Below are 19,505 nucleotides of genomic sequence, written 5' to 3'. Positions count from 1 at the left end.
CGTTGTGCGGTGCGGCGGGCGCCGGGCCGGAGGGGCTCACGCGACACCGTCCTCCTCGCGCCGGGCCCGGCTCGGCTGGACCCGTTTCGGCTCTCCGGGCATCTTGGGGTATTCCGGCGGGTACGGCAGGTCGCCGAGGCCGCGGTCCCGCTCGTCCCGGTCGGCCAGTTCCAGCAGTCCGTCGAGCCGAAAGGCGTGCTCGTCCATGTCCGCGTGGACGTCGCCGAGCTCCGCGTAGCGCTTCGGCATGGTCCGGATGTCGAAGTCGCGTGGTTCGGCGTCGTCGATCTCGTCCCAGCGCAGCGGCGCGGAGACCGGGGCGTGCGGAAACGGGCGCACGGAGTACGCGGAGGCGATCGTGCGGTCGCGGGCGGTCTGGTTGAAGTCGACGAAGATCCGCTCCCCACGCTCCTCCTTCCACCAGGCGGTGGTCACCCGGTCCGGCATCCGCCGTTCCAGCTCGCGCCCTGCGGCGATGGCGGCGCGCCGGACCTCGGTGAAGGTCCGGCGCGGCTCGATGGGGACGAAGACGTGGATGCCCCGGCCGCCGGAGGTCTTGGGCCAGCCGCGCAGGCCGTGGTCGTCGAGGACGGACCGCAGTTCATGGGCGGCCCGCACCGCGTCGGCGTAGTCGGTCCCGGGCTGCGGGTCGAGGTCGATGCGCAGTTCGTCCGGGTGTTCGGTGTCGGCGCCGCGGACCGGCCAGGGGTGGAAGGTGAGCGTGCCGAGGTTGGCGGCCCAGAGGACGGCGGCCGGTTCGGTCGGACAGATCTCGTCGGCGGTGCGGCCGCTGGGAAAGGCGATCCGGGCGGTGGGGATCCAGTCGGGAAGGTTCTTCGGGGCCCGCTTCTGGTAGAAGAACTCGCCCTCGACACCGTCCACGAAGCGCTGAAGCGTGGTCGGCCGGTCGCGCAGGGCGCGGGTGATCCCGGGGCCCACGGCGAGGAAGTACTCGGCAACGTCCCGCTTCGTGTATCCCGGTTCCGGGAAGTAGATCTTGTCCGGACTGGACAGCCGCACGGCCCGTCCACCGGCCTCCAGCTCCACCGCTCTGCCCGCTGCGCCCATGACGGTCACGGTAGGCCGGGCTCACCAATGCCGCATATCGGGAGAAGTGTGCCGCCCCTCGGGTGAGAATCGGGGCATGGACCTGCCGGTGATGCCCCCCGTGAAGCCGATGCTCGCGAAATCCGTCGCGAAGATCCCGCCGGGTATGCAGTACGAGGCGAAGTGGGACGGCTTCCGGGCGATCGTGCACCGCGACGGCGACGAGGTGGTGATCGGCAGCCGCACCGGGAAGCCGCTCACCCGCTACTTTCCCGAGCTGGTCACGGCGGTCCGGGAGAATCTGCCGCCGCGCTGCGTGGTCGACGGCGAGATCGTGGTCGCGTACGGGGACCGGCTGGACTTCGACCGGCTCGGCGAGCGCATCCACCCGGCCGACTCGCGGGTGCGACTGCTCGCCGAACGAACCCCGGCCAGCCTGATCGTCTTCGACATCCTGGCGGTGGGCGACGAGTCGCTGCTCCCGCTGCGCCAGTCCGAGCGGCGGACCGTGCTGGAGGCCGCCCTCTCCGCCGCCTCGCCCCCCGTGCACCTGGCCCCGGTGACCACGGACCCCGCGGTCGCCGAGGAGTGGTTCCGGCGGTACGAGGGCGCGGGTCTCGACGGGGTGGTGGCCAAACCGCTCGACCTGCCGTACCGCCCCGACACGCGGGTGATGTACAAGATCAAGCACGAGCGGACCGCCGACTGCGTGGTGGCGGGGTACCGCTTCCACCGCAGCGGTCCGGTGGTCGGCTCGTTGCTGCTCGGCCTGTACGACGCCGGGGGCGTGCTCCAGCACGTGGGGGTCTGTGCGGCCTTCTCGATGAAACGCCGTGAGGAACTTGTCGCGGAGCTGGAACCGTCGCGCGTCGACTCCGCCGAGCACCCCTGGGCGGCGTGGTCGGACGCCGAGGCCCACGAACGCGCCCGGCTGCCCGGTGCGCCGAGCCGCTGGTCGGGGAAGAAGGACATGTCCTGGGTTCCGCTGCGTCCGGAGCGGGTCTGCGAGGTGGCCTACGACCACATGGAGGGCGACCGCTTCCGCCACACCACCCGGTTCCGCCGGTGGCGGCCGGACCGCACCCCGGACAGCTGCACCTACGCGCAGTTGGAGGAAGTGGTGCGGTACGACCTGGCCGACGTGCTGTCAGGCGGCTGACGCCGAACCGGAGGGGGTGGCGCACGGGTCCTCGCTCCCGCTCGGATCCGGTGACGGGGACCCGGTCGGCTCCGCCGTGCCGGTCGGGTCAGGGGAGGCGGAATCCGTCGGGCAGCCGGTGCCCGGACCGGGCTCCGAGGCACCGGGGTCGGGGGTCGTGCCGGGGTCCGGGGATGCGGACCCGCTGCCGGTGGGGTCGGGCGAACCGCCCGGGCCGGTGGGGTCCGGGGAGCCGGTCGGATGCGGTGGACCGGTCGGCGAGCCGGACGGCCCCGGCGACGCCGACGGCGAGGGGCCGGGCGAGCCGCTGGGCTGCGGGCCGATGACGATGTCGCCGCCCGGGGTGCCGGGACCGCCGACCGGGCGGGTCGGCCTGTTGGGTCCGCCCGCGCCGGGACTCCTGGGGACGACGCCCTTGCCGTCGGCCACCGGGTGCACACCCTTGCGGTAGAACCCCAGCCAGGACAGCACCGTGCGCAGGTAGGTGTCCGAGTGGTTGTACGCGAGGACCGCCCGGTCCAGGTCGGCCTTCACGGTCAGATCGCGGTGGCCGGCGCAGAGGTAGTGCCCGGCGGCGAGGGCGGCGTCGTACACGTTGTCCGGGTCTCGGCGGCCGTCGCCGTTGCCGTCCTGGCCCCAGTGGGCCCAGGTGGACGGGATGAACTGCATCGGACCCACCGCCCGGTCGTACGTCCGGTCCCCGTCGTACACGCCGTCGTCGGTGTCCGGGATCCGGGCGAAGCCCGCGCCGTCGAGCACCGGTCCGAGGATCGGGGCGAGTGTCGTGCCGCGGACGTCGACCCGTCCCCCGGCGGCGTGCCCCGACTCGACCTTGCCGATCGCCGCCAGCAACTGCCAGGGCAGCCGGCATCCGGGATCGGTGCGGCCCAGCGCGCTCTGCGCCGCGCGGTAGGCGGCGAGCACCGTGGTGGGGATGCCCGCCTCGGCCCAGGTCCGGGCGGCGGCCGGGCTCTGCCTCGCACCCGGTTTCGGCGGCGTCGGCGGGCTCGGCGGTGGCAGCTCGGTGTGGTAGGAGTCGTCGTTGGGCACCTGCGACCACACGACCTCGTCGGACTCCCGACGCTCCTTCGGGGCCGGTTCGTGGTGGGCCGCGACAGGTGCCTGGGACGCGGTGAGCGCGGCCATCGCGGCCACCGCGGCCGCGGTGCCGCCGATCCTGCGACGCGTGGTGCCGGTGAACCTCATACGTGCTCCCCTCATCCCTCGGATCACTGGTCCCGGCTGGTCCCGCCGGGCCTCCCGGCTCACCGGGCGAACGTGTCGATGGCGGAGATCCGCCAGGTGCCGTCGCGGCGAACGGCGTCCACGGCGAACATGGCCGCCGCGTAGCTCGTCTCGTCCGACGTGCCGGTACGGGTGTTGCTCTGGTCGGCGTAGATGAGCAGCCGGGCGCGGTCGCCGTCGAGGAGCTCGACGCCGCTGTCGGTGACGGTCGTGGTCAGGACGAGTTTCTGCTTCTGCCCCTGGGCCCGGACCTGGGCGAGCATGTCCCGGTGCTGCTGAACGGCCTTGCCGACCAGGTGGGTCCTGGCCGCCTGCTCGGACTTGGCGGTGGCGGCGTAGTTGTACGAGAAGACCGCGCCGACCGCCTCCGAGATCTGGCCCTTCACCTCGCTGGTGCGGCCGATGTCGGTGAGTGCGGCGTTGTGCCGGGCCGGTTCGTCGCGCAGGCTCGCCGCCGAGCCGAAGGCCAGGGCGGCGAAGGCGCCGAGCAGTACCGTGAGGACGCAGAGGACGGCGGGAAGGCCGACGGGCAGGCGGAGGCGGGTCCGCTCCTTCTTCTTCCGCTCCTCCTCGTCCGGTTCCTCCTTCTCGCCGGCCGCGTCCCGCGTTCCCGACGCGGACGCGGCGGCGTGGTCCGAGTCGGCGGCTTCCTCGGTCGCCTCGACGGGCGCGACGGGCGCCGAGCCGGGCTCGGCACCGGATGCGTCCGGCTCCGCGGGCCCGCGCGGCGGGGCGGTGGCGACGCCGCGCTCCGCGGCGACGGCGGCCAGGCGCCGGCGGCGGTTGACGAGGTGACGGGTCGTCGACATGTCCGGTGGTCCTCTCGGTGACGGGGTGGGAAGCCGGTGGCATCAGCCGGCGGTGTTGCCGACCGGTGCCTGACCGAGGGCGCTGAGCTTCCACCCCTCGGACGTGCGGGTGAGCTGCCCGAGCATCCGGCTCTCCTTCACCGCGGGACCGGACTTCGGCGCGGTGACGGTGATGCGCAGTGCCACCATCACCGATGCCCTGCCGGCCCGTTCGTCGAGTTCGGTGACCGCACCCGAGAGCACCTTGGCGGTGCTCGCGGTCCTCGCCTCCTGGATCTGCTTCTCGAACCCGCTCCGCCCGTCGACGAGTTGCTTGTGCAGTTCGCCGGTGGTGGAGTCCTCCCAGTTGTCCAGCCCCTGTTGCAGCTTCCGGTGGTCGAGGGTGTTCATGTTCTGTACCGCCTGCTCGCCCGCCGCCAGCGCGTCGTCCCGGGTCTGCGCGTAGGACGCCGATGCGTCGTGCGCCGCCCCGTACCAGGACCAGCCGCCCCAGACCGCGGCGGCGGCCGCCGCGACGGTGAGTGCGATCGCCACCGCCACCAGTGGGTTGTGCCTCGTCCGTACCCGTGCCATTGCTGTCTCTCCCCTGCCGGCCGAACCGGTCCGAGCGGTGGATCCCGCGGTGTCCGTGTCGGTCACTGTGTGGTGGTGGTCATCTGGCGGCGATGTCGACGATCTTCCAGTGCCCGCCCCGCAGTTCGGCGGTGACGGAAAGCTGGGCGGCTGCCGTGGTGGCCGCCCCGCCCCGCCGCTCGTAGACCTGGTCCAGGAAAACCAGCAGGTGGGCGCTGGTGCCGGAGAGCCGGGTGACCCCGGCGCGCACGACGTGCGTGGTGAGCGTCAGCTTCTGGTCCCCGGCCTGCTTCTCGACCTGGCCGAACAGCGCCGCGTACTGCTGGAGCGCCTGCCCCCCGAGCAGTTGCTTCGCCGACTCCTTGGTCGCCGCGGTGTCCTGCGGCCCGTACGTGAAGATCTTGCCGAGCGCGTTGCTGACGTCGCCCACGACACCGTTGGTCGCCGGGGTGTCGGTCAGCGCGAGGTTGGCGGTGGCCGGTGTGTCCCTCAACTGCCGTCCCGCGACGAAGAGTCCGGCCCCCGCCGCCACCAGCGCGATCGTCAGCAGCACCACGGCGCCCGTGAGGACGCGGTGCCGGACGGTCCGGGCCGCGTCCCCGGCCCCCGTGTCCGCCGTCGTCGACCGCTCCGGGGCGTCCGTTCCCGTCGCCCCGCCCCCCGCCCCGCCCGTGCCCGGTCCGTCCGGCGCCGCTTCGCCCCGCTCCTCCTCCCGGCGCGGGTCCGTCGCCTCCTCGGCCGGGGTTCCGGTCCGTTCGCCGGTGCTCACCATCGCCGTCCTCCCCCGTTCCTCATGCGGCACCGACCGGGATCGCGGTGAGCGCCTTGATCTTCCAGCCGTCCCCGGTCCGGGCGAGCGTGGCCTCGAAGCGCTTGCGTTCGGTGCCCGACCGGCCGGTGCGCTCGGTGATCCGGACGTCCACGGTCGCGATCATCTCGGCGGTGCCGGCCCGGTCGTCGAGCGCGGTGAGCGCCGCGTCCGTGACGGTGCCGCGCGCCGTGCTGCCCGCCCTGCGAAGGTCCTCGGCGTCCTTCTTCCTGGTGCGTGCGAGCTGGTCGTGCAGGGGTCCGGTGGACACGTCGAGCCACTGCCGCAGCCCCGCGTCCACGCTCGTGGCGTCCTTGCCGTCCAGACTGTTCAGCCGGGCCAGATGGTGCCGGCCCGCCGCGAGCGCGGCATCGCGGCTCCTGGCATACGCGAGTGTGTCGTCGCCGCGCGCCTGTGCGTACGACCAGCCGCCGAGCGCACAGATCAGTGCGGCGACGAGGACGGCCGCCCAGCCGACCGGGCCGCGGGTGCGCGCGCTCATCGGCCGGCCCCCAGTCCGAGCAGCCCGGCCATGCCGCGCGGGGCGGGTGCCGGGTCGCCCGCGGCGCCGAGCGCGCCGGGGAGCGTGCCGCCGGTGTCGGTACCGAGGCGCAGCGACCCGGGTTCGGCGGGCGCGGGCACCGGCCCGCCCTTCGGCGCGTTCGCGCTGCCGCGCACGTTGATGCCGGTGCCGGGCGACGAGGCGCAACGCGCCCCGGTGTTGACCGCGGGGCCCGCCGACGTGTCGAGTCCGTTGCGGTAGGTGGTGCCGCCGTATCCGGCGGTGCAGGGCAGTGGTTCGAAGAAGGTGACGGACATGCCGAACCGGGCGCCGTCCTCGTCCACCGCGCTGGCGCCGGCCGCCGCCACCGCGGGGAGTTTCACCAGGAGTTCCTCCATGCCGCGCTGCCGGGTCACGGCGACCTCCGCGGTGGTCAGCAGGTTCGCGACGACGACGCCGAACTCGGGGTCGAGGTCGCGCAGCAGGCCGCTGATCTGGTCGGTGGCGTCGGGTGCCGCGGCGATCAGCTTGCGCAGGTCCGTGTCCGACCCCTTGAGCTGGGCCGCCAGCTCCTCGGCCCCGGAGGCGAAGCCCTTGAGTGCCTCGCCCTGTTCGGCCTGGGTGCGCAGCACGATCTGACCGTCGGCCATCAGTCTGGTGTTGGTGGGCAGGGCGTCGTCGGCGGCCCGCACGAAGTCGGTGCCGGTGTCCAGGAGCACCTGGAGGTCCTCTCCTCTTCCGGTGAACGCGGTGCCGAACTCGTCGACCACGGTCCGCAGCGATTCCGGGTCGACCGACTTGGCGAGGTCGTCGACGCTGGTGAGGACGTTGGTCACGGGGGCCGGGACGGTGGTGTCGGTCTGGTCGATGACCGAACCGTTCGCCAGATAGGGGCCGTCGGTGCGGTTCGGCCGCAGGTCGACGTACTGCTCACCGACCGCGGACAGGCTGGCCACGACGGCCTTCAGGCCGTCCGGGATGGGCGGCGCGGACTTGTTGATGCGCAGTTCGGCCTCGACGCCGTCGTCGGTGAGTTCGATGGGCCCCACCCGGCCGACGGAGACGCCCCGATAGGTGACGTCGGAGTGGGTGAACAGGCCGCCGGTCCTGGGCAGCTGGACCTTGACGGTGTAGTAGTCGCGCAGGCCCACGTAGTGTCCGAGGTCGGCGTACCGGACTCCCAGGTAGCCGAGCACCAGCACCGCGATGACCAGGAACGCGATGTTCTTCAGCCTGATGGCGAGGGTGATCACCGGTTGCTCCCCTCCGAGGGCGACGGTCGCTCCGAGGACGACGGCCCGTCCGTCGGCGGGGCCGGGGGCGTGCCCGGTGCGTTTCCCGGGGTCGTGGCGTGCGGTGTCCGGGAGGCCGTCGCCGGGGTCGTGATCGCGGGGAGCGGCAGCGGCAGTCCCGGGTCGGCCGACGGCACGGACACGGCTCTCGACGCGGGCGCGGTCGTCGCGTCGGGGTCGAAGGCCGGGATGATCTGCGTGCCGGGTGCCGCCGTCATGTCCAGGTACACGTTGAGGTAGTCGCCCTTCACGCCGCGCAGCACCTCGTCCGTGAACGGGTAGGTGAGCAGCACCTGGAGGGAGTCGGGCAGGTCGTTCCCGGAGTCGGCGAGCGCCTTGAGCGTGGGGGCGATGGCCTTCAGGTCGGCGATGGTGTCGGCCTTGCTCCGGTCGATGGTGTCGACGGCGACGGTGGACAGGGTGTCGAGGGCGCGCAGCATGGTCAGCAGCGAACCGCGTTGTTTCTCCAGGACCTTCATGCCGGGGCTGAGATCGGTGAGGACCTTGCCCACCTGCTGCTTGCGGGAGGCGAGTGTGGCCGAAAGCCGGTTGACCCCGTCGAGTGCCTCGGTGATGTCCTTGCGGTGTCCGTCGAGGTCGGTGACGAGGGTGTCGACCCGGCCGAGCATCGACCGGATCTCGGGTTCGTTCCCGGCCATCGCCTTGTTGAGTTCGGTGGTGATGGTCTTCAGCTGGTTGATGCCGCCGCCGTTGAGGAGCATCGACAGGGCCCCGAAGACCTCTTCGACCTCGGGGTTGCGATTGGTGCGGGTGAGCGGGATCCGGTCGCCGTCGGCGAGGGTCCCCCGGGCGGTGCCGCGTGCGGGTGGCGAGAGCTGGATGTACTTCTCGCCGAGCAGGCTGGACTGTTCCAGGTGGGCGTAGGCGTTCGCGGGCAGGTCGACGTCGCCGTCGACCTTCATGGTGACCCTGGCCTGCCAGCTGTCCGGGGCGAGGGTGATCCTGGTGACGCGGCCCACGGCGACGTCGTTGACCTTCACCGACGACTGGGGGGCGAGGCTGAGGACGTCCCCGAAGTCGGCGGTGATCTCGTAGGGGTGGTCGCCGAGGTCCGCGCCGCCGGGCAGCGGCAGCTCCTCGATGCCGGAGAACTGCGGGGCCGCACAGCCGGTGAGGACGAGGGCGCAGCAGGCGCCGAGCGCGGCCAGGGTGGTGGCACCGGTGGTCGCGGACGTCACGGGTCTGCGGGGTTTCCTGCTCATCGGCCCGTCCCCTTCCTTCCGTTGCCCTTGGCCGCTTCGGCCTTCTCGGGTGTGCCGTAGACCGTGCCCACCTCGGGGAACGGCAGCGCGGGCAGGGCCCGTCGGCGTTCGGCGTCCACCGGGGCGAGTCCCTGGAGTCCGGCGGACGGGAGGATGGGGCCGCCCATGCTCAGTTCGTTGAGGTCGGTGCGGCCGTTGAGCGTGCGGTTCCTCGGGTCGTAGGCGTTCAGCACGTTGCCCGCCGAGAGCGGGAGCGTGTCGAGGGATTCGGCGAGGGAGGCCCGCTGGTCGACGAGAGTCTGCGTGAGCGGGACCAGTGCGTCCACGTTCTTCTTGAGCGCGGAGCGGTTGTGCTGGATGAAGGTCTTGACCTGGCCGAGTGCGGTGCCCAGTTCCTTGAGTGCGGCGCCGAGGTTCTTCTTGTCGTCGGCGAGGAAGCCGGTAACGGAGTTCAGTTGTTGTTCCGCGGCCCGTACGTTGCCGTCGTTGTCCTTCAGCATGGTGGTGAACGTCTGGAGGTAGGACAGCGTGTCGAAGAGGTCGCCGCTGCTCTTGTCGAGGGTCTTCGTCGCCTTGCCGAACTGCTCGATGGAGTCCCCGATGTCCTTGCCGTTCCCCTTGAGGTTCTTCGCCCCGGTGTCGAGGAGCCCGGCGAAGGCGCCCTGCGCGTTGGCGCCGTCCGGGCCGAGCGCGCCGGCGAGTTCGGTGATGGACGCGTAGAGCTGGTCGACCTCCACCGGGGTGGCGTTGTCCGCGGCCGGGAGCTCGGCGCCGTCGGCGAGGACGGCTCCACCGGTGTAGGCCGGGGCGAGCTGGACGTACCTGTCGGCGACCAGGCTGGGGGCGACGACGACGGCGTGTGCGTCCTCGGGGACCTTGACGCCCTTGTCGACGCGCAGGACGACCCCGACCACCTTGCCGCGCGGCTTCACCGATTCGACGGTGCCGACCTTCACGCCGAGGATGCGCAGGTCGGATCCCGCGTAGATGCCGGTCGCCCGGTCGAAGTAGGCGGTGACGGTGGTGGTGCCCTCGTCGTCCAGGGCCATCACGCCGGTCGTGGCGGCGACGGCCACGACGGCGAGGCCGGCCCCGATGCCGACGATGCGTGTCAGTCTCATCTCAGTGGCCGCCTTTTTGCTTGGGAGGCATGCATCCGGTGGCCGGTGGGGTGTCGGCGGGCAGGTAGTTCCTCGGGACGACGCCGCAGACGTAGTTGTCGATCCAGCGGCCGTTGCCGAGTGTGTTGCCGACGAGCCGGTTGTAGGAACCGGCGAGCGAGAGCACCTTGTCGAGGCTCTTGCGGTTCTTGTTCAGGACCGCGGTGACCCGGCCCAGCGCGTCGAGGGTCGGCTTCAGCTGCTTGTCGTTGTCGGCGACGAGACCGGTGAGCTGGGTGCCCAGGTCGCGGGTGCCGGTGAGCAGCAGGTGGATGGAGTCGCGGCGGGCCCGGATCTCGCCGAGGAGCAGGTTGCCGTCCTCCAGCAGGGTCTCGAAGCTGCTCTTCTTGTTCGCCAGGGTCCGGGTCAGCTGCTTGCTGCCCTTGAGGAGAGTGGCGAGCTGCGCATCGCGCTCGGAGACGGTCCGGGAGAGCGCGGAGAGCCCCTTCGCGGCGCTTTTCACGTTCGGCGGGGAGTCCTTGAAGGTGGCGGAGATCGTCTCGAAGCTCTCGGCGAGCCGTGCGGTGTCGATCTCCCCGATGGTCTCGCCCAGTCCGTCGAACGCCTGGGTGACGTCGTAGGGGGACGTGGTGCGGTCGGCCGTGATGCGTGCGTGCGGGTCCTGCGGCCCGGTGCCCAGCGGGTCGACCGCGAGGTACTTCTCGCCCAGGAGCGTCTTGATGGCGATGCCCGCGGTGCTGGAGTTGCCGATCCAGGCGTCCTTCACCCGGAAGCTGACCTTGACCTTGGCGCCGTCGAGGGCGACCCCGGTGACCTGGCCCACCTTCACCCCGGCGATCCGGACCTCGTCGCCCTCGGTGAGCCCGGCGGACTCGGTGAAGTCCGCGCTGTAGGTGGTGCCGCCGCCGATGAAGGGAAGCGAATCGGCCCGGTAGGCGGCGAATCCGAGGAGGCCGAGGACGATCAGGCCGACGATGCCGACGGCGACGGGATTGCGTTCCCGTACGGGGGTGATCCTCATGACAGGCACCTCGGCTGGGTGATCGCGATGCCGGTGGGCGGGGGGCTGCCGTCGCTGGTCGTCACGCCGTGGACCTTCGCCTCGCAGAGATACAGGTTGAGCCACGAGCCGTACGAGGTGATGCGGCTGATGGCCGCCATCTTGGCGGGTGTCTTCCGCAGGAAGTTCTCGATCTTCGGGGAATTGTCGGCCAGCCGGTCGGAGAGGCGGCCGAGCTGCTCGATGTCGTCCTTGAGCGGTTTGCGTCCGTCGTCGAGGAGGCCGGCGGTGACGGTGGTCAGGGCGCCCATCGCGGTGACCGCCTGCCCGAGCGGCTTGCGGTCCGCGGAGAAGCCGGTGACGAGCTTCTGCAGGGTGACGACCAGGTCGTTGAAGCCCGCCTCCCGGTCGTTGACGGTCTTCAGGACGGTGTTGAGGTTCTTGATCACCTCACCGATCACCTTGTCCTTCGCGGCGACGGTGCCGGTCAGCGAGCCGACGTGCTGGAGGATGCTGTCGACGGTGCCGCCCTCGCCCTGGAGCACCTGGACGATGGACCCGGCCAGCTTGTTGACGTCCGGCGGGGAGAGCCCCTCGAACAGCGGCTGGAAGCCGTTGAAGAGCTGGGTGAGGTCGAGCGCCGGTGTGGTGCGGGAGACCGGGATGGTGGCACCCACGGCGAAGGTCTCGCCGACCGGTCCGGCTCCCCGGTCCAGGTCGATGTACCGCTGGCCGACCATGTTGAGGTACTTGATCGACGCGGTCACCGATGCCGGGAGGCTGTGTCCCCTCCGGACGGTGAACCCGACCTCCGCGAGCCGCCGGTCGGCGACCTCGATGGATTCGACCTGCCCGACCTTGACCCCGGCGATCCGGATGCTGTCGCCGACGACGAGTCCGGTGACGTCGGTGAACCGCGCCTTGTAGGAACGGGTCTCTCCGACACCGGTGTTGGCGATGGACAGGGCCAGCACGGTGGTGGCCAGGGTCGTCACCAGGATGAAGACGATCGATTTCGCGAGCGGCCCCGCGAGCGAGCGGCGCTTCACTTGAGCTTCACCTCCGCGCCGCGGAAGGCCGGGCCGATGAGCACACTGCTCCACTCGGGCAGGCTCTGCGGCTGGACCTTCAGCGAGGGAGCGACCAGCTCGTTGACGAGCCGGCTCTCCTGGGGGGAGTTGGGCATGCCGAGCGACGCGTCGGCCGCCGGGACCTCCTGGGGCGCGCGGGGCGCGGAGCCGGCCGGTGTGCTCCGGTCCGTCGCGCGGACGTCGGCGGTCGGCACGGTGTTGCCGACATAGGGCAGCGAGTAGCAGTGCGGTCCGCCGGTCGCGTTGTACACCGGGGTGTCCCTGCCCGCCACGTACCTGCCCCTGGAGGGCACGGTCCTCAGCGTGACGTGCAGTCCCGGCCGGTCCGTGCCCTTGCCGAGCGCCTTGTCCATGGCCGGGACGAAGGCGGCGATGGTGCGCAGGGTGCAGGGGAATTCGGAGGAGTACGTGGCGAGGGTCTCCAGGGTCGGCCGGCTCGTCGCGGAGAGCCTGATGAGGTTGTCCTTGTTCTTCCGCAGGAAGGCGGTGACGTCCTGGGCCGAGGCGGTCGTCGATCCGTAGAGGTCGGCGAGTCCGGCCTGCTGTTCGGCGAGGGTGCCGCTGGTGGTGGTGAGGTCGGTGAGGGCGTCGAGGATGTCCGGGGCCGCGTCGGCGTACACGGCGCTGACCCTGACGAGCTCCTTGATGTCCGCGTTGAGCTTGGGCAGTTGGGGGTTGAGCTCCTTCAGGTGCGCGTCGAGCGTGACGAGGGTCTCGCCGAGTTTCTCGCCGCGGCCCTGGAGCGCCTGGGAGACGGCGGTGAGGGTGGCGGAGAGCTTCTGCGGCTGGACGGCGGTGAGCAGGGGCAGGACGTTGTCGAGAACCTGCTCCAGTTCGATGGCGTTGCTGGAACGGTCCTGCGGGATCTCGTCGCCCGCCTTCAGGGATCGGGCCGAGGGGACCTCTGGCGGCACGAGGGCCACGAAACGCTCGCCGAAGAGGGTGGTGGGCAGCATCTGGGCGGTGACGTCCGCCGGGATGCTCCCGAGCTTGTCGGGCCGGATGGCGAGGGTCAGACGGGCTCCGCCGTCGTCCGCCTCGATGGCCCGGACCTGTCCGACGACGACACCGCGCAGCTTCACGTCGGCGTTGTCGTGCATCTCGTTGCCGACGGTTCCGGTGCGCACGATCACGGTGGCGTCGTGGGTGAAGTCCTTGTTGTACACCGCGACCGAGGTCCCCACGAGCGCGACGGGCACGAGCAGGAAGCCGACTCCCGCGAGCCGGCGGCGGATCGTCCGTGTCTGCGTCATCCGGCCACCTTCACGGTCGTCGTGGCGCCCCAGATGGCGAGCGAGAGGAAGAAGTCGGTGACGCTGATCAGCACGATGGCGTTGCGCACCGAGCGGCCCACGGCGATGCCGACCCCGGCGGGCCCGCCCTCGGCACGGAAGCCGTAGTAGCAGTGGGCGAGGATCACCATCACGCTGAAGACGAGCACCTTGAGCACGGACAGCAGGACGTCGTCCGGCGAGAGGAAGAGATTGAAGTAGTGGTCGTAGGTGCCCTCGGACTGTCCGTTGAACAGGACGGTGACGTAGCGGGACGCCACGTAGGAGGAGAGCAGCCCGATCGCGTAGAGCGGGACGATCGCGACCACTCCGGCGATGACCCGGGTCGTGACGAGGTACGGCATGGACCGCACCCCCATCGCCTCCAGCGCGTCCACCTCCTCGTTGATCCGCATCGCTCCGAGCTGGGCGGTGAACCCGGCGCCGACGGTGGCGGAGAGTGCGAGTCCGGCGACCAGCGGGGCGATCTCGCGGGTGTTGAAGTAGGCGGAGATGAAGCCGGTGAAGGCGGAGGTGCCGATCTGGTTGAGGGCGGCGTAGCCCTGGAGGCCGACGACCGTGCCCGTGAAGAGGGTCATCGCGATCATCACGCCGATGGTTCCGCCGACGACCCCGAGCCCCCCGCTGCCGAAGGCGACTTCGGCGAGGAGCCGCTGCACCTCCTTGAGGTAGCGTCGCAGGGTGCGCGGGATCCAGATCAACGCGCGCATGTAGAAAACGAGTTGGTCGCCGGAGCGATCCAGCCAGCCGAGCATGGACATCATCTCTCAGCTCCCCTTCGCGGGGACGATCTGGAGATAGATCGCCGTGAGGATCATGTTCACGAAGAACAGCAGCATGAACGTGATGACGACGGCCTGGTTCACCGCGTCGCCGACGCCCTTGGGGCCGCCGCGCGGGTTCAGTCCGCGGTGGGCGGCGACGATGCCCGCGATGAAGCCGAAGATCAGTGCCTTGACCTCGCTGATGTAGAGGTCGGGCAGCTGGGCGAGGGCGGAGAAGCTGGCCAGGTACGCGCCGGGAGTGCCGTGCTGCATGATCACGTTGAAGAAGTAGCCGCCGAGGGTGCCGACGACGGAGACCAGTCCGTTGAGCAGGACCGCGACGAACATGGTGGCCAGCACCCTCGGTACCACGAGGCGCTGGACGGGCGAGACGCCCATGACCTCCATCGCGTCGAGCTCCTCGCGGATCTTCCGCGATCCGAGGTCGGCACAGATCGCGGAGCCGCCCGCGCCGGAGATGAGCAGGGCCACGATGAGCGGGCTCGCCTGCTGGATGACTGCGAGGACGCTGGCGCCGCCGGTGAACGACTGGGCGCCGAGCTGCTGGGTGAGCGAGCCGACCTGGAGGGCGATGACCGCGCCGAACGGGATGGAGACGAGGGCGGCGGGCAGGATGGTGACGCTGGCGATGAACCAGAACTGCTCGATGAACTCCCGTACCTGGAAGGGCCGTCGGAAGACCGCACGGGTCACGGACAGGGCGAGTGCGAACAGTTTCCCGGTCTCGCGCAGCGGCGCGAGCAGCCGGGTCGGCTCGCGGCGCGCCCCGGCCCCCTTCGTCGGCGTCGCGTCGGTGGCGGCCGGTTCGGGGGGCCGCACCGGAATCTCTGCGGTCACGGTCGCGCACCGCCGGTGGCCGGGGTGTAGCTGTTCATGATGGCGGTCCGGGCGGCCTCCGGCAGCTGCCCCATCATGCCCAGGACGCGCTCGCGGCGGCGCAGGGCGGCCTGACGGAGCGGCATGCCGGCCGAGGGTTCCAGCTGCGGTACGACGGTGCGCGGCCCGGTGACGAGGGTGCGCCCGGCCCCTGCCGCCGTCAGCTGCTCGGCGGCGAGGGTGGCGGCGTCCTTCTCCTCGGACATGCCGATGGGGCCCTCCCGGCGTCCCGCGAGGAATTGGGCGACGACCGGCTCGTCGCTGGTGAGCAGCACCTCGCGCGGGCCGAACGTGACGAGGTTGCGGCAGAACAGCATTCCCATGTTGTCGGGGACCGTGGCGGCGATGTCGAGGTTGTGGGTGACGATCAGCATCGTCGCGTCGATCTGCGCGTTCAGGTCGATGAGGAGCTGGGAGAGATAGGCGGTGCGGACCGGGTCCAGCCCGGAGTCCGGCTCGTCGCAGAGGATGATCTGCGGGTCCAGCACGAGGGCGCGGGCCAGACCGGCGCGCTTGCGCATGCCGCCGGAGATCTCGCCGGGCAGTTTCCCCTCGGAACCCAGCAGGCCGACGATGTCGATCCGTTCCATGACGATGCGCCGGATCTCGGATTCCTTCTTGCGGGTGTGCTCGCGCAGCGGGAAGGCGATGTTGTCGAACAGCGACATCGAGCCGAAGAGGGCGCCGTCCTGGAACATGAGCCCGAACAGCTTGCGGGTCTCCATGATGTCCCGCTCGGGGCTGTTCACCATGTCGACGCCGTCGATCAGGACACGTCCGTGCTCCGGCTTCAGAAGTCCGATGATGGACTTGAGGAAGACGGTCTTTCCGGTGCCGGACGGGCCGAGCATGACGCTCACCTCGCCCGCGGGAAGTGTGAGAGACACATCCTGCCAAATGTTCTGCTTGCCGAAAGACTTGGTAAGGCCTTCGACGACTACTTCGATTCCCATCCCACCTCCTGCATGCACTCACGAAGTGACAGAAGTGCACCGAAGGGCGCACGTTAAGTTCACCGGGACCGCCGGGACAACCCCTTGAACAGCCATTTCCACAAGATCCGGATTGTTTGTCACGCGATGACAAACTCCCGTGCGGATCTTGTCGGGACATGCGCACTCGCAGCGGCCGGCACGGGCCGAATCCAGGTACTCCGCAGGACCTCGGCAGCGGGTCCGGAACGGCACCACCGCACCTCGCGGAGTCCGGACCGACGGCGCTCCGGGCAGCGAAATCCCCGCGTACAGGTCATGACGAGGACTCCTTTCCCGAAGAGGGGCAACCGCCGGACAGAGCTGCCGGGTTGCTTGCGAGGGCGACGTTACGGCCGGGTAATCTGGCCGGGCAATACCGGTTCTCCAAGTTTTCACGGGCACCCGGCGTCCCCCGGCTTTCTGCGCACCGAATGAGCAGGAACGCGGGAGAAATTATCTCCGTATGACAAGGAGCGAGGCCCGGAAGAACAGCGCGCCGACACCGTGCGCCTTGTCCACCGGACCGCCCGGACCGGCGGAAACGAACAAACGACAGCACCCCCTCCGTATCGGCCGGTCTTCTCGGAGATGGCCGGTTCCGTCGTCGAATGTTGCGCACCCGGTGACAAGCCGTCCGCGCGGCGCGCTCATCACGGGACGAGAAGCCGGTTTCGACGGAACAATCTCAATCGGCGGGATTGTGCTGCTGTGTTTCCCGCCAGTAACCTCACGGCGCGGTGAACGGGGAGTCCGTTCCGGCATTGCTCCCCCCTGCTCCGGTACCCGTGCCGCACGCCGATGACCTGTGCACCCGAAACGCGTGCGACCGCGACGACGCCCGCTCCGGTGCGTCACGGAGAGCTCCGCCGCGTCGCAGAAGGCTCCGGCGCGTCACAGGAAGACCGAGCACATCCGCCCGCCTGCCGCCCGATGGCGGCTGCTTGAAAAGGGGACGACATGAGATCCGGTTCGAAACGGGCACGCCTGGGGCTGCTGGCCTCGTTCACCGCGCTCGCCGCCTTCACGTCCGTGGGTTCGGCCACCGCCGCCACCCAGCTCAACGGCAACTGGTCGCCGTTCGGCCGGTGTCCGGTGGACAATCCCGCCATGCTCGCCGCCGACGGGAGCGACAACACCGCGGTCTGCGTCTCCTCGCACTCGGCGAGCGGCTCCATCAAGCTCGGCAACAGCGTCGTCCCGGTGGGTGCCAGCGACCTCCAGGTCGGCGTGATCACACATCCCGGCGGCGGGTCGACGGTGGTCTCGCCCGCCGGTGGCGCCCTGGTGGCCGACTCCGCGCAGATCCCCGGCGGGCTGCTCGGGCTGATGTGTCCCAACGACATTCCGGTGATCACCGGAATCTGCAACCAGATCACGAACGCTTCCCTGAACCGGGTCACCGCCACCATCGAGTCGGTCGACAACCCCAGCGACTTCCAGCTGATGGCGGGCGTCACCACGGGGAAGCCGATCATCACGCTGCCGGTACGGATTCATCTGGAGAACCCGTTCCTCGGCAACACGTGCTACATCGGCTCCGCCTCGGACCCGATCCTGCTCCGCCCCCGGAACCTGACCCGGCCCACCGCCGGGACCCAGCAGTTCGACGGCGACGGCACCCCCAACCCGGCCGGTGTCATGGGCCGCATCAGCCTCCTCGGCGCCGATCAGACCGACACCGCGTACACGGTCCCGGGGGCCACCGGCTGCGGCCTGGGCCTGCTCAACTGGGCGGTGAACCTGAAGACCGGGCTCCCGTCCGCCTCGGGCAACAACAACGTGGTCCTGAACGACGCCCAGACCTATGTGGCGACGATCAACAACCCGAGCGACGTCGCCCCCGACGCGGGCAAGCTGATGTCCCAGTACTGGCACTCGGCGGCCCGGTAGCCGCCGCGCGTGACCGGCAGTCGAGGGGGCCGTCCGGCCGGACGGCCCCCTCGATCCGTTCCGGGACGCCCCCACAGTCGTCCCGGGTCCGCCGCCGGCCGCGGACCGCGGCCGGCACGCGCGCACGGCGCCGGTCAGCGGACGGGCGGCTCCTGGCCGGGCAGCGTCGGCATGGTCGGCGGACAGAAGGTGCTGCTGTCCGAGGGGACGCAGGTCATCCCCTGGTTCATCGCGATGACGTTCCCCGGGCCGGAGATGGCCGCCGTGAACAGGTTGTCCAGGTCCTCGCCGCCGGTCCCGCAGCCGGAGAACGCGGGGATGTCGACCGTCCCGTTCATGGGGCCTCCGCCGAAGACGTTGACGTACTTCGGGAAGTCGCCGTTCAGCACCACCTTGAACGGCTTCTCGGTGCGGCAGTCGGGGCCCACGTCCAACGGGGTCCCGTTGACCTTCACGTCATGCATCCGCAGCGACTGGGTGAACGAGGCCGTGGCGAAGTACTTCTTCTCGGCACCCATGCCGATGTTGCCGGTCGAGATCGTGAGCGGCCCGTTCTCGAACTCCACCTTCGCGGACACCGGTTGGAACCCGAACGTCAGGAAGGTGGAATCGGCGTCCGGCAGATCGAGGTTCCCCAGTGAGTCGAGCCGCAGGTAGTAGCCGCCCTTCGCGTTCGCCGCGCGCTGCCCCCGGTGCACGTTCGCCAGCACACTGATCAGTCCGGGATTCTTGGCCGGGTCGTTGACGATCAACGCGCCGTTCAGCTTGTACACATTGGCGAGTCCGACCGCGTAGGCGCAGCCGAACGTTCCGCCGCCGGGGATGTCGACCTCCAGGACCGGGTCCCCGTCCGGCGGCTTCGGCGCGTCGCCCCAGTCGGCCGTTCCCTCGGGCGGCTCGACCGGACACGGGTCCTCGCCCGCCGCCAGGGCCTTCCCGGGCTCCACGGCGATTCCGTCACCGGTCTTCGCGGCCGGGTCGGCGGGCCCGTCGGTGCCCGCGGTCCGCGACGGCCGGGGATCGGGGGCGTCGTGCGAGACGGGCACGGTCGCGAGTTCCCGGTCGGTGTCCGCGCCCGGTTCGCAGGTGACCCGCATGCCGGAGTCCGGTGCGGCCTCCCGTCCTCCGTCCGTGACGGCGCGCAGTTCGACGGTGAGACGGCCCGCGGTGAAGGTGGCGTCGCCCTCGGCCGGCAGTGTCACCGAGGGAACGGCCCCCGTGTGCACCAGGCTCATGTCCCCGTCGGCGGGCACCTCGGAGTTCGGGGCGGCCAGATTCGTCCACCGCGCGGTGGCCGAGCGATCCTTCTGCCCGACCTCCACGTCGAGCGTCGCCGTGCTCGCGACCACCTCCGTGCCGGTCGGCACCAGCGCCTCCACGTCCGCCCGCGAAAGCCGCACGTCGACCGTCACCGGACCGGATTCCAGCGGTGTCCCGGCGGTTCCCGATTCCGGGAAGTCCGTGGTGACCCCGACCGTGACCCGGCCGGTCCGGCCCGGCAGGGCGCAGTCGTAGTCCACGGCCACCGCGGCGCCCCCCTCCTCGGCCGCGGACCCGGACCCGGACAGCAGTCCTGCAAGGAGCGTGACGGTGGCGACCGATGCCAGGCGCACCGAGCGCCTGCCGTCGGTGACCATGGGCTTCACATTCATTCTGGCGCCGTCCTCCCCGATGCGGGGTGTCGAGTTGACCGTTGCTGTGCCGTCGCGGGCGCCGGTCCGATGGGCCCGCGACCGTCGTGCCGGGGAGGCCGTGAACGGCCGCTCGGGTTGGGGGGGGGGCCCCGGGCCCCCCCCCCCCCCCCCCCCCGGTGGTGAG

18 protein-coding genes are annotated in these 19,505 nt (G+C 70.8%); 2 read left to right on the top strand and 16 right to left on the bottom strand.

Translation table 11 applies throughout. The features are described 5' to 3' along the window. Nucleotides 1-36: 36 nt before the first annotated feature. Nucleotides 37-1,047 (bottom strand): non-homologous end-joining DNA ligase, encoded by a 1,011-nt coding sequence (ligD, locus tag ACFC79_RS33905; protein WP_376248504.1) that lies wholly within the window; start codon nucleotides 1,045-1,047, stop codon nucleotides 37-39. Between the two features lie 97 nt (nucleotides 1,048-1,144). Here ligD and ACFC79_RS33900 point away from each other — a divergent pair, with 97 nt between their 5' ends. Then, complete coding sequence (locus ACFC79_RS33900; protein ID WP_376248439.1) at nucleotides 1,145-2,206, top strand: ATP-dependent DNA ligase; 1,062 nt, start codon at nucleotides 1,145-1,147, stop codon at nucleotides 2,204-2,206. On the opposite strand, the gene ACFC79_RS33895 is transcribed toward ACFC79_RS33900, so the two are convergent. The 14 genes from ACFC79_RS33895 to ACFC79_RS33830 form a co-directional block, all read right to left on the bottom strand. Beyond that, on the bottom strand, nucleotides 2,195-3,412 hold the full coding sequence (locus tag ACFC79_RS33895) for a lytic murein transglycosylase (RefSeq protein ID WP_376248436.1): 1,218 nt from the start codon (nucleotides 3,410-3,412) through the stop codon (nucleotides 2,195-2,197). The two genes, ACFC79_RS33900 and ACFC79_RS33895, sit on opposite strands and share 12 nt — an antisense overlap. A gap of 59 nt (nucleotides 3,413-3,471) precedes the next feature. Next, nucleotides 3,472-4,260: a hypothetical protein gene (locus tag ACFC79_RS33890; RefSeq protein ID WP_376248433.1), complete on the bottom strand. Its 789-nt coding sequence runs from the start codon at nucleotides 4,258-4,260 to the stop codon at nucleotides 3,472-3,474. A 42-nt stretch (nucleotides 4,261-4,302) separates the two neighbouring features. Then, a complete protein-coding gene (locus ACFC79_RS33885; RefSeq protein WP_376248432.1) occupies nucleotides 4,303-4,833 on the bottom strand; it encodes a hypothetical protein in 531 nt (176 codons plus the stop codon). Nucleotides 4,834-4,912: 79 nt separating this feature from the next. Then, nucleotides 4,913-5,605, bottom strand: a complete 693-nt coding sequence (locus ACFC79_RS33880; protein ID WP_376248429.1) for a hypothetical protein — start codon at nucleotides 5,603-5,605, stop codon at nucleotides 4,913-4,915. Between the two features lie 19 nt (nucleotides 5,606-5,624). Next, nucleotides 5,625-6,143, bottom strand: coding sequence for a hypothetical protein (locus ACFC79_RS33875; RefSeq protein WP_376248426.1), 519 nt, complete (start codon nucleotides 6,141-6,143; stop codon nucleotides 5,625-5,627). Continuing rightward, entirely contained in the window at nucleotides 6,140-7,396 is a 1,257-nt protein-coding gene (locus tag ACFC79_RS33870) for an MCE family protein (RefSeq protein WP_376248423.1), read from the bottom strand. Before ACFC79_RS33870 ends, ACFC79_RS33875 begins: the two co-directional genes overlap by 4 nt. Continuing rightward, a complete protein-coding gene (locus ACFC79_RS33865) occupies nucleotides 7,393-8,658 on the bottom strand; it encodes an MCE family protein (protein ID WP_376248420.1) in 1,266 nt (421 codons plus the stop codon). Before ACFC79_RS33865 ends, ACFC79_RS33870 begins: the two co-directional genes overlap by 4 nt. Beyond that, complete coding sequence (locus ACFC79_RS33860) at nucleotides 8,655-9,779, bottom strand: MCE family protein (RefSeq protein ID WP_376248417.1); 1,125 nt, start codon at nucleotides 9,777-9,779, stop codon at nucleotides 8,655-8,657. Before ACFC79_RS33860 ends, ACFC79_RS33865 begins: the two co-directional genes overlap by 4 nt. Before the next feature lies 1 nt (nucleotide 9,780). Beyond that, nucleotides 9,781-10,800, bottom strand: a complete 1,020-nt coding sequence (locus tag ACFC79_RS33855) for an MCE family protein (RefSeq protein ID WP_376248414.1) — start codon at nucleotides 10,798-10,800, stop codon at nucleotides 9,781-9,783. After that, nucleotides 10,797-11,828: an MCE family protein gene (locus ACFC79_RS33850; RefSeq protein ID WP_376248411.1), complete on the bottom strand. Its 1,032-nt coding sequence runs from the start codon at nucleotides 11,826-11,828 to the stop codon at nucleotides 10,797-10,799. Before ACFC79_RS33850 ends, ACFC79_RS33855 begins: the two co-directional genes overlap by 4 nt. Further along, nucleotides 11,825-13,123, bottom strand: coding sequence for an MCE family protein (locus tag ACFC79_RS33845; RefSeq protein ID WP_376248408.1), 1,299 nt, complete (start codon nucleotides 13,121-13,123; stop codon nucleotides 11,825-11,827). The genes ACFC79_RS33850 and ACFC79_RS33845 overlap by 4 nt, the downstream gene beginning before the upstream one ends. Further along, entirely contained in the window at nucleotides 13,120-13,926 is an 807-nt protein-coding gene (locus ACFC79_RS33840) for an MlaE family ABC transporter permease (RefSeq protein ID WP_376248405.1), read from the bottom strand. The genes ACFC79_RS33845 and ACFC79_RS33840 overlap by 4 nt, the downstream gene beginning before the upstream one ends. 3 nt (nucleotides 13,927-13,929) lie before the next feature. Further along, complete coding sequence (locus tag ACFC79_RS33835; protein ID WP_376248403.1) at nucleotides 13,930-14,784, bottom strand: MlaE family ABC transporter permease; 855 nt, start codon at nucleotides 14,782-14,784, stop codon at nucleotides 13,930-13,932. After that, nucleotides 14,781-15,776 carry an ABC transporter ATP-binding protein gene (locus tag ACFC79_RS33830; protein WP_376248400.1) on the bottom strand — a complete coding sequence of 332 codons (996 nt, stop codon included), beginning with the start codon at nucleotides 15,774-15,776 and terminating at the stop codon, nucleotides 14,781-14,783. The genes ACFC79_RS33835 and ACFC79_RS33830 overlap by 4 nt, the downstream gene beginning before the upstream one ends. Before the next feature lie 978 nt (nucleotides 15,777-16,754). Here ACFC79_RS33830 and ACFC79_RS33825 point away from each other — a divergent pair. After that, nucleotides 16,755-17,687, top strand: a complete 933-nt coding sequence (locus tag ACFC79_RS33825; RefSeq protein ID WP_376248397.1) for a hypothetical protein — start codon at nucleotides 16,755-16,757, stop codon at nucleotides 17,685-17,687. 134 nt (nucleotides 17,688-17,821) lie between these two features. Here the strand turns inward: ACFC79_RS33825 and ACFC79_RS33820 are convergent, their stop codons facing one another. After that, on the bottom strand, nucleotides 17,822-19,339 hold the full coding sequence (locus ACFC79_RS33820) for a DUF6801 domain-containing protein (RefSeq protein WP_376248394.1): 1,518 nt from the start codon (nucleotides 19,337-19,339) through the stop codon (nucleotides 17,822-17,824). Nucleotides 19,340-19,505 lie beyond the last annotated feature (166 nt).

Source organism: Streptomyces sp. NPDC056061, assembly GCF_042266885.1.
GTDB lineage: Bacteria > Actinomycetota > Actinomycetes > Streptomycetales > Streptomycetaceae > Streptomyces.
Note: the sequence above shows the minus strand (reverse complement) of the source record. Positions and strands in the feature narration are given on the sequence as shown.

Excerpts from the sequence above, each read along its gene's own strand:
- ACFC79_RS33890 (WP_376248433.1), bottom strand. The coding sequence starts at position 4,260 with ATGTCGACGACCCGTCACCTCGTCAACCGCCGCCGGCGCCTGGCCGCC.
- ACFC79_RS33825 (WP_376248397.1), top strand. The coding sequence starts at position 16,755 with ATGAGATCCGGTTCGAAACGGGCACGCCTGGGGCTGCTGGCCTCGTTC.
- ACFC79_RS33860 (WP_376248417.1), bottom strand. The coding sequence starts at position 9,779 with ATGAGACTGACACGCATCGTCGGCATCGGGGCCGGCCTCGCCGTCGTG.
- ACFC79_RS33880 (WP_376248429.1), bottom strand. The coding sequence starts at position 5,605 with ATGGTGAGCACCGGCGAACGGACCGGAACCCCGGCCGAGGAGGCGACG.
- ACFC79_RS33840 (WP_376248405.1), bottom strand. The coding sequence starts at position 13,926 with ATGATGTCCATGCTCGGCTGGCTGGATCGCTCCGGCGACCAACTCGTT.
- ACFC79_RS33895 (WP_376248436.1), bottom strand. The coding sequence starts at position 3,412 with ATGAGGTTCACCGGCACCACGCGTCGCAGGATCGGCGGCACCGCGGCC.
- ACFC79_RS33830 (WP_376248400.1), bottom strand. The coding sequence starts at position 15,776 with ATGGGAATCGAAGTAGTCGTCGAAGGCCTTACCAAGTCTTTCGGCAAG.
- ACFC79_RS33875 (WP_376248426.1), bottom strand. The coding sequence starts at position 6,143 with ATGAGCGCGCGCACCCGCGGCCCGGTCGGCTGGGCGGCCGTCCTCGTC.
- ACFC79_RS33820 (WP_376248394.1), bottom strand. The coding sequence starts at position 19,339 with ATGAATGTGAAGCCCATGGTCACCGACGGCAGGCGCTCGGTGCGCCTG.
- ACFC79_RS33885 (WP_376248432.1), bottom strand. The coding sequence starts at position 4,833 with ATGGCACGGGTACGGACGAGGCACAACCCACTGGTGGCGGTGGCGATC.
- ACFC79_RS33865 (WP_376248420.1), bottom strand. The coding sequence starts at position 8,658 with ATGAGCAGGAAACCCCGCAGACCCGTGACGTCCGCGACCACCGGTGCC.
- ACFC79_RS33855 (WP_376248414.1), bottom strand. The coding sequence starts at position 10,800 with ATGAGGATCACCCCCGTACGGGAACGCAATCCCGTCGCCGTCGGCATC.
- ACFC79_RS33845 (WP_376248408.1), bottom strand. The coding sequence starts at position 13,123 with ATGACGCAGACACGGACGATCCGCCGCCGGCTCGCGGGAGTCGGCTTC.
- ACFC79_RS33900 (WP_376248439.1), top strand. The coding sequence starts at position 1,145 with ATGGACCTGCCGGTGATGCCCCCCGTGAAGCCGATGCTCGCGAAATCC.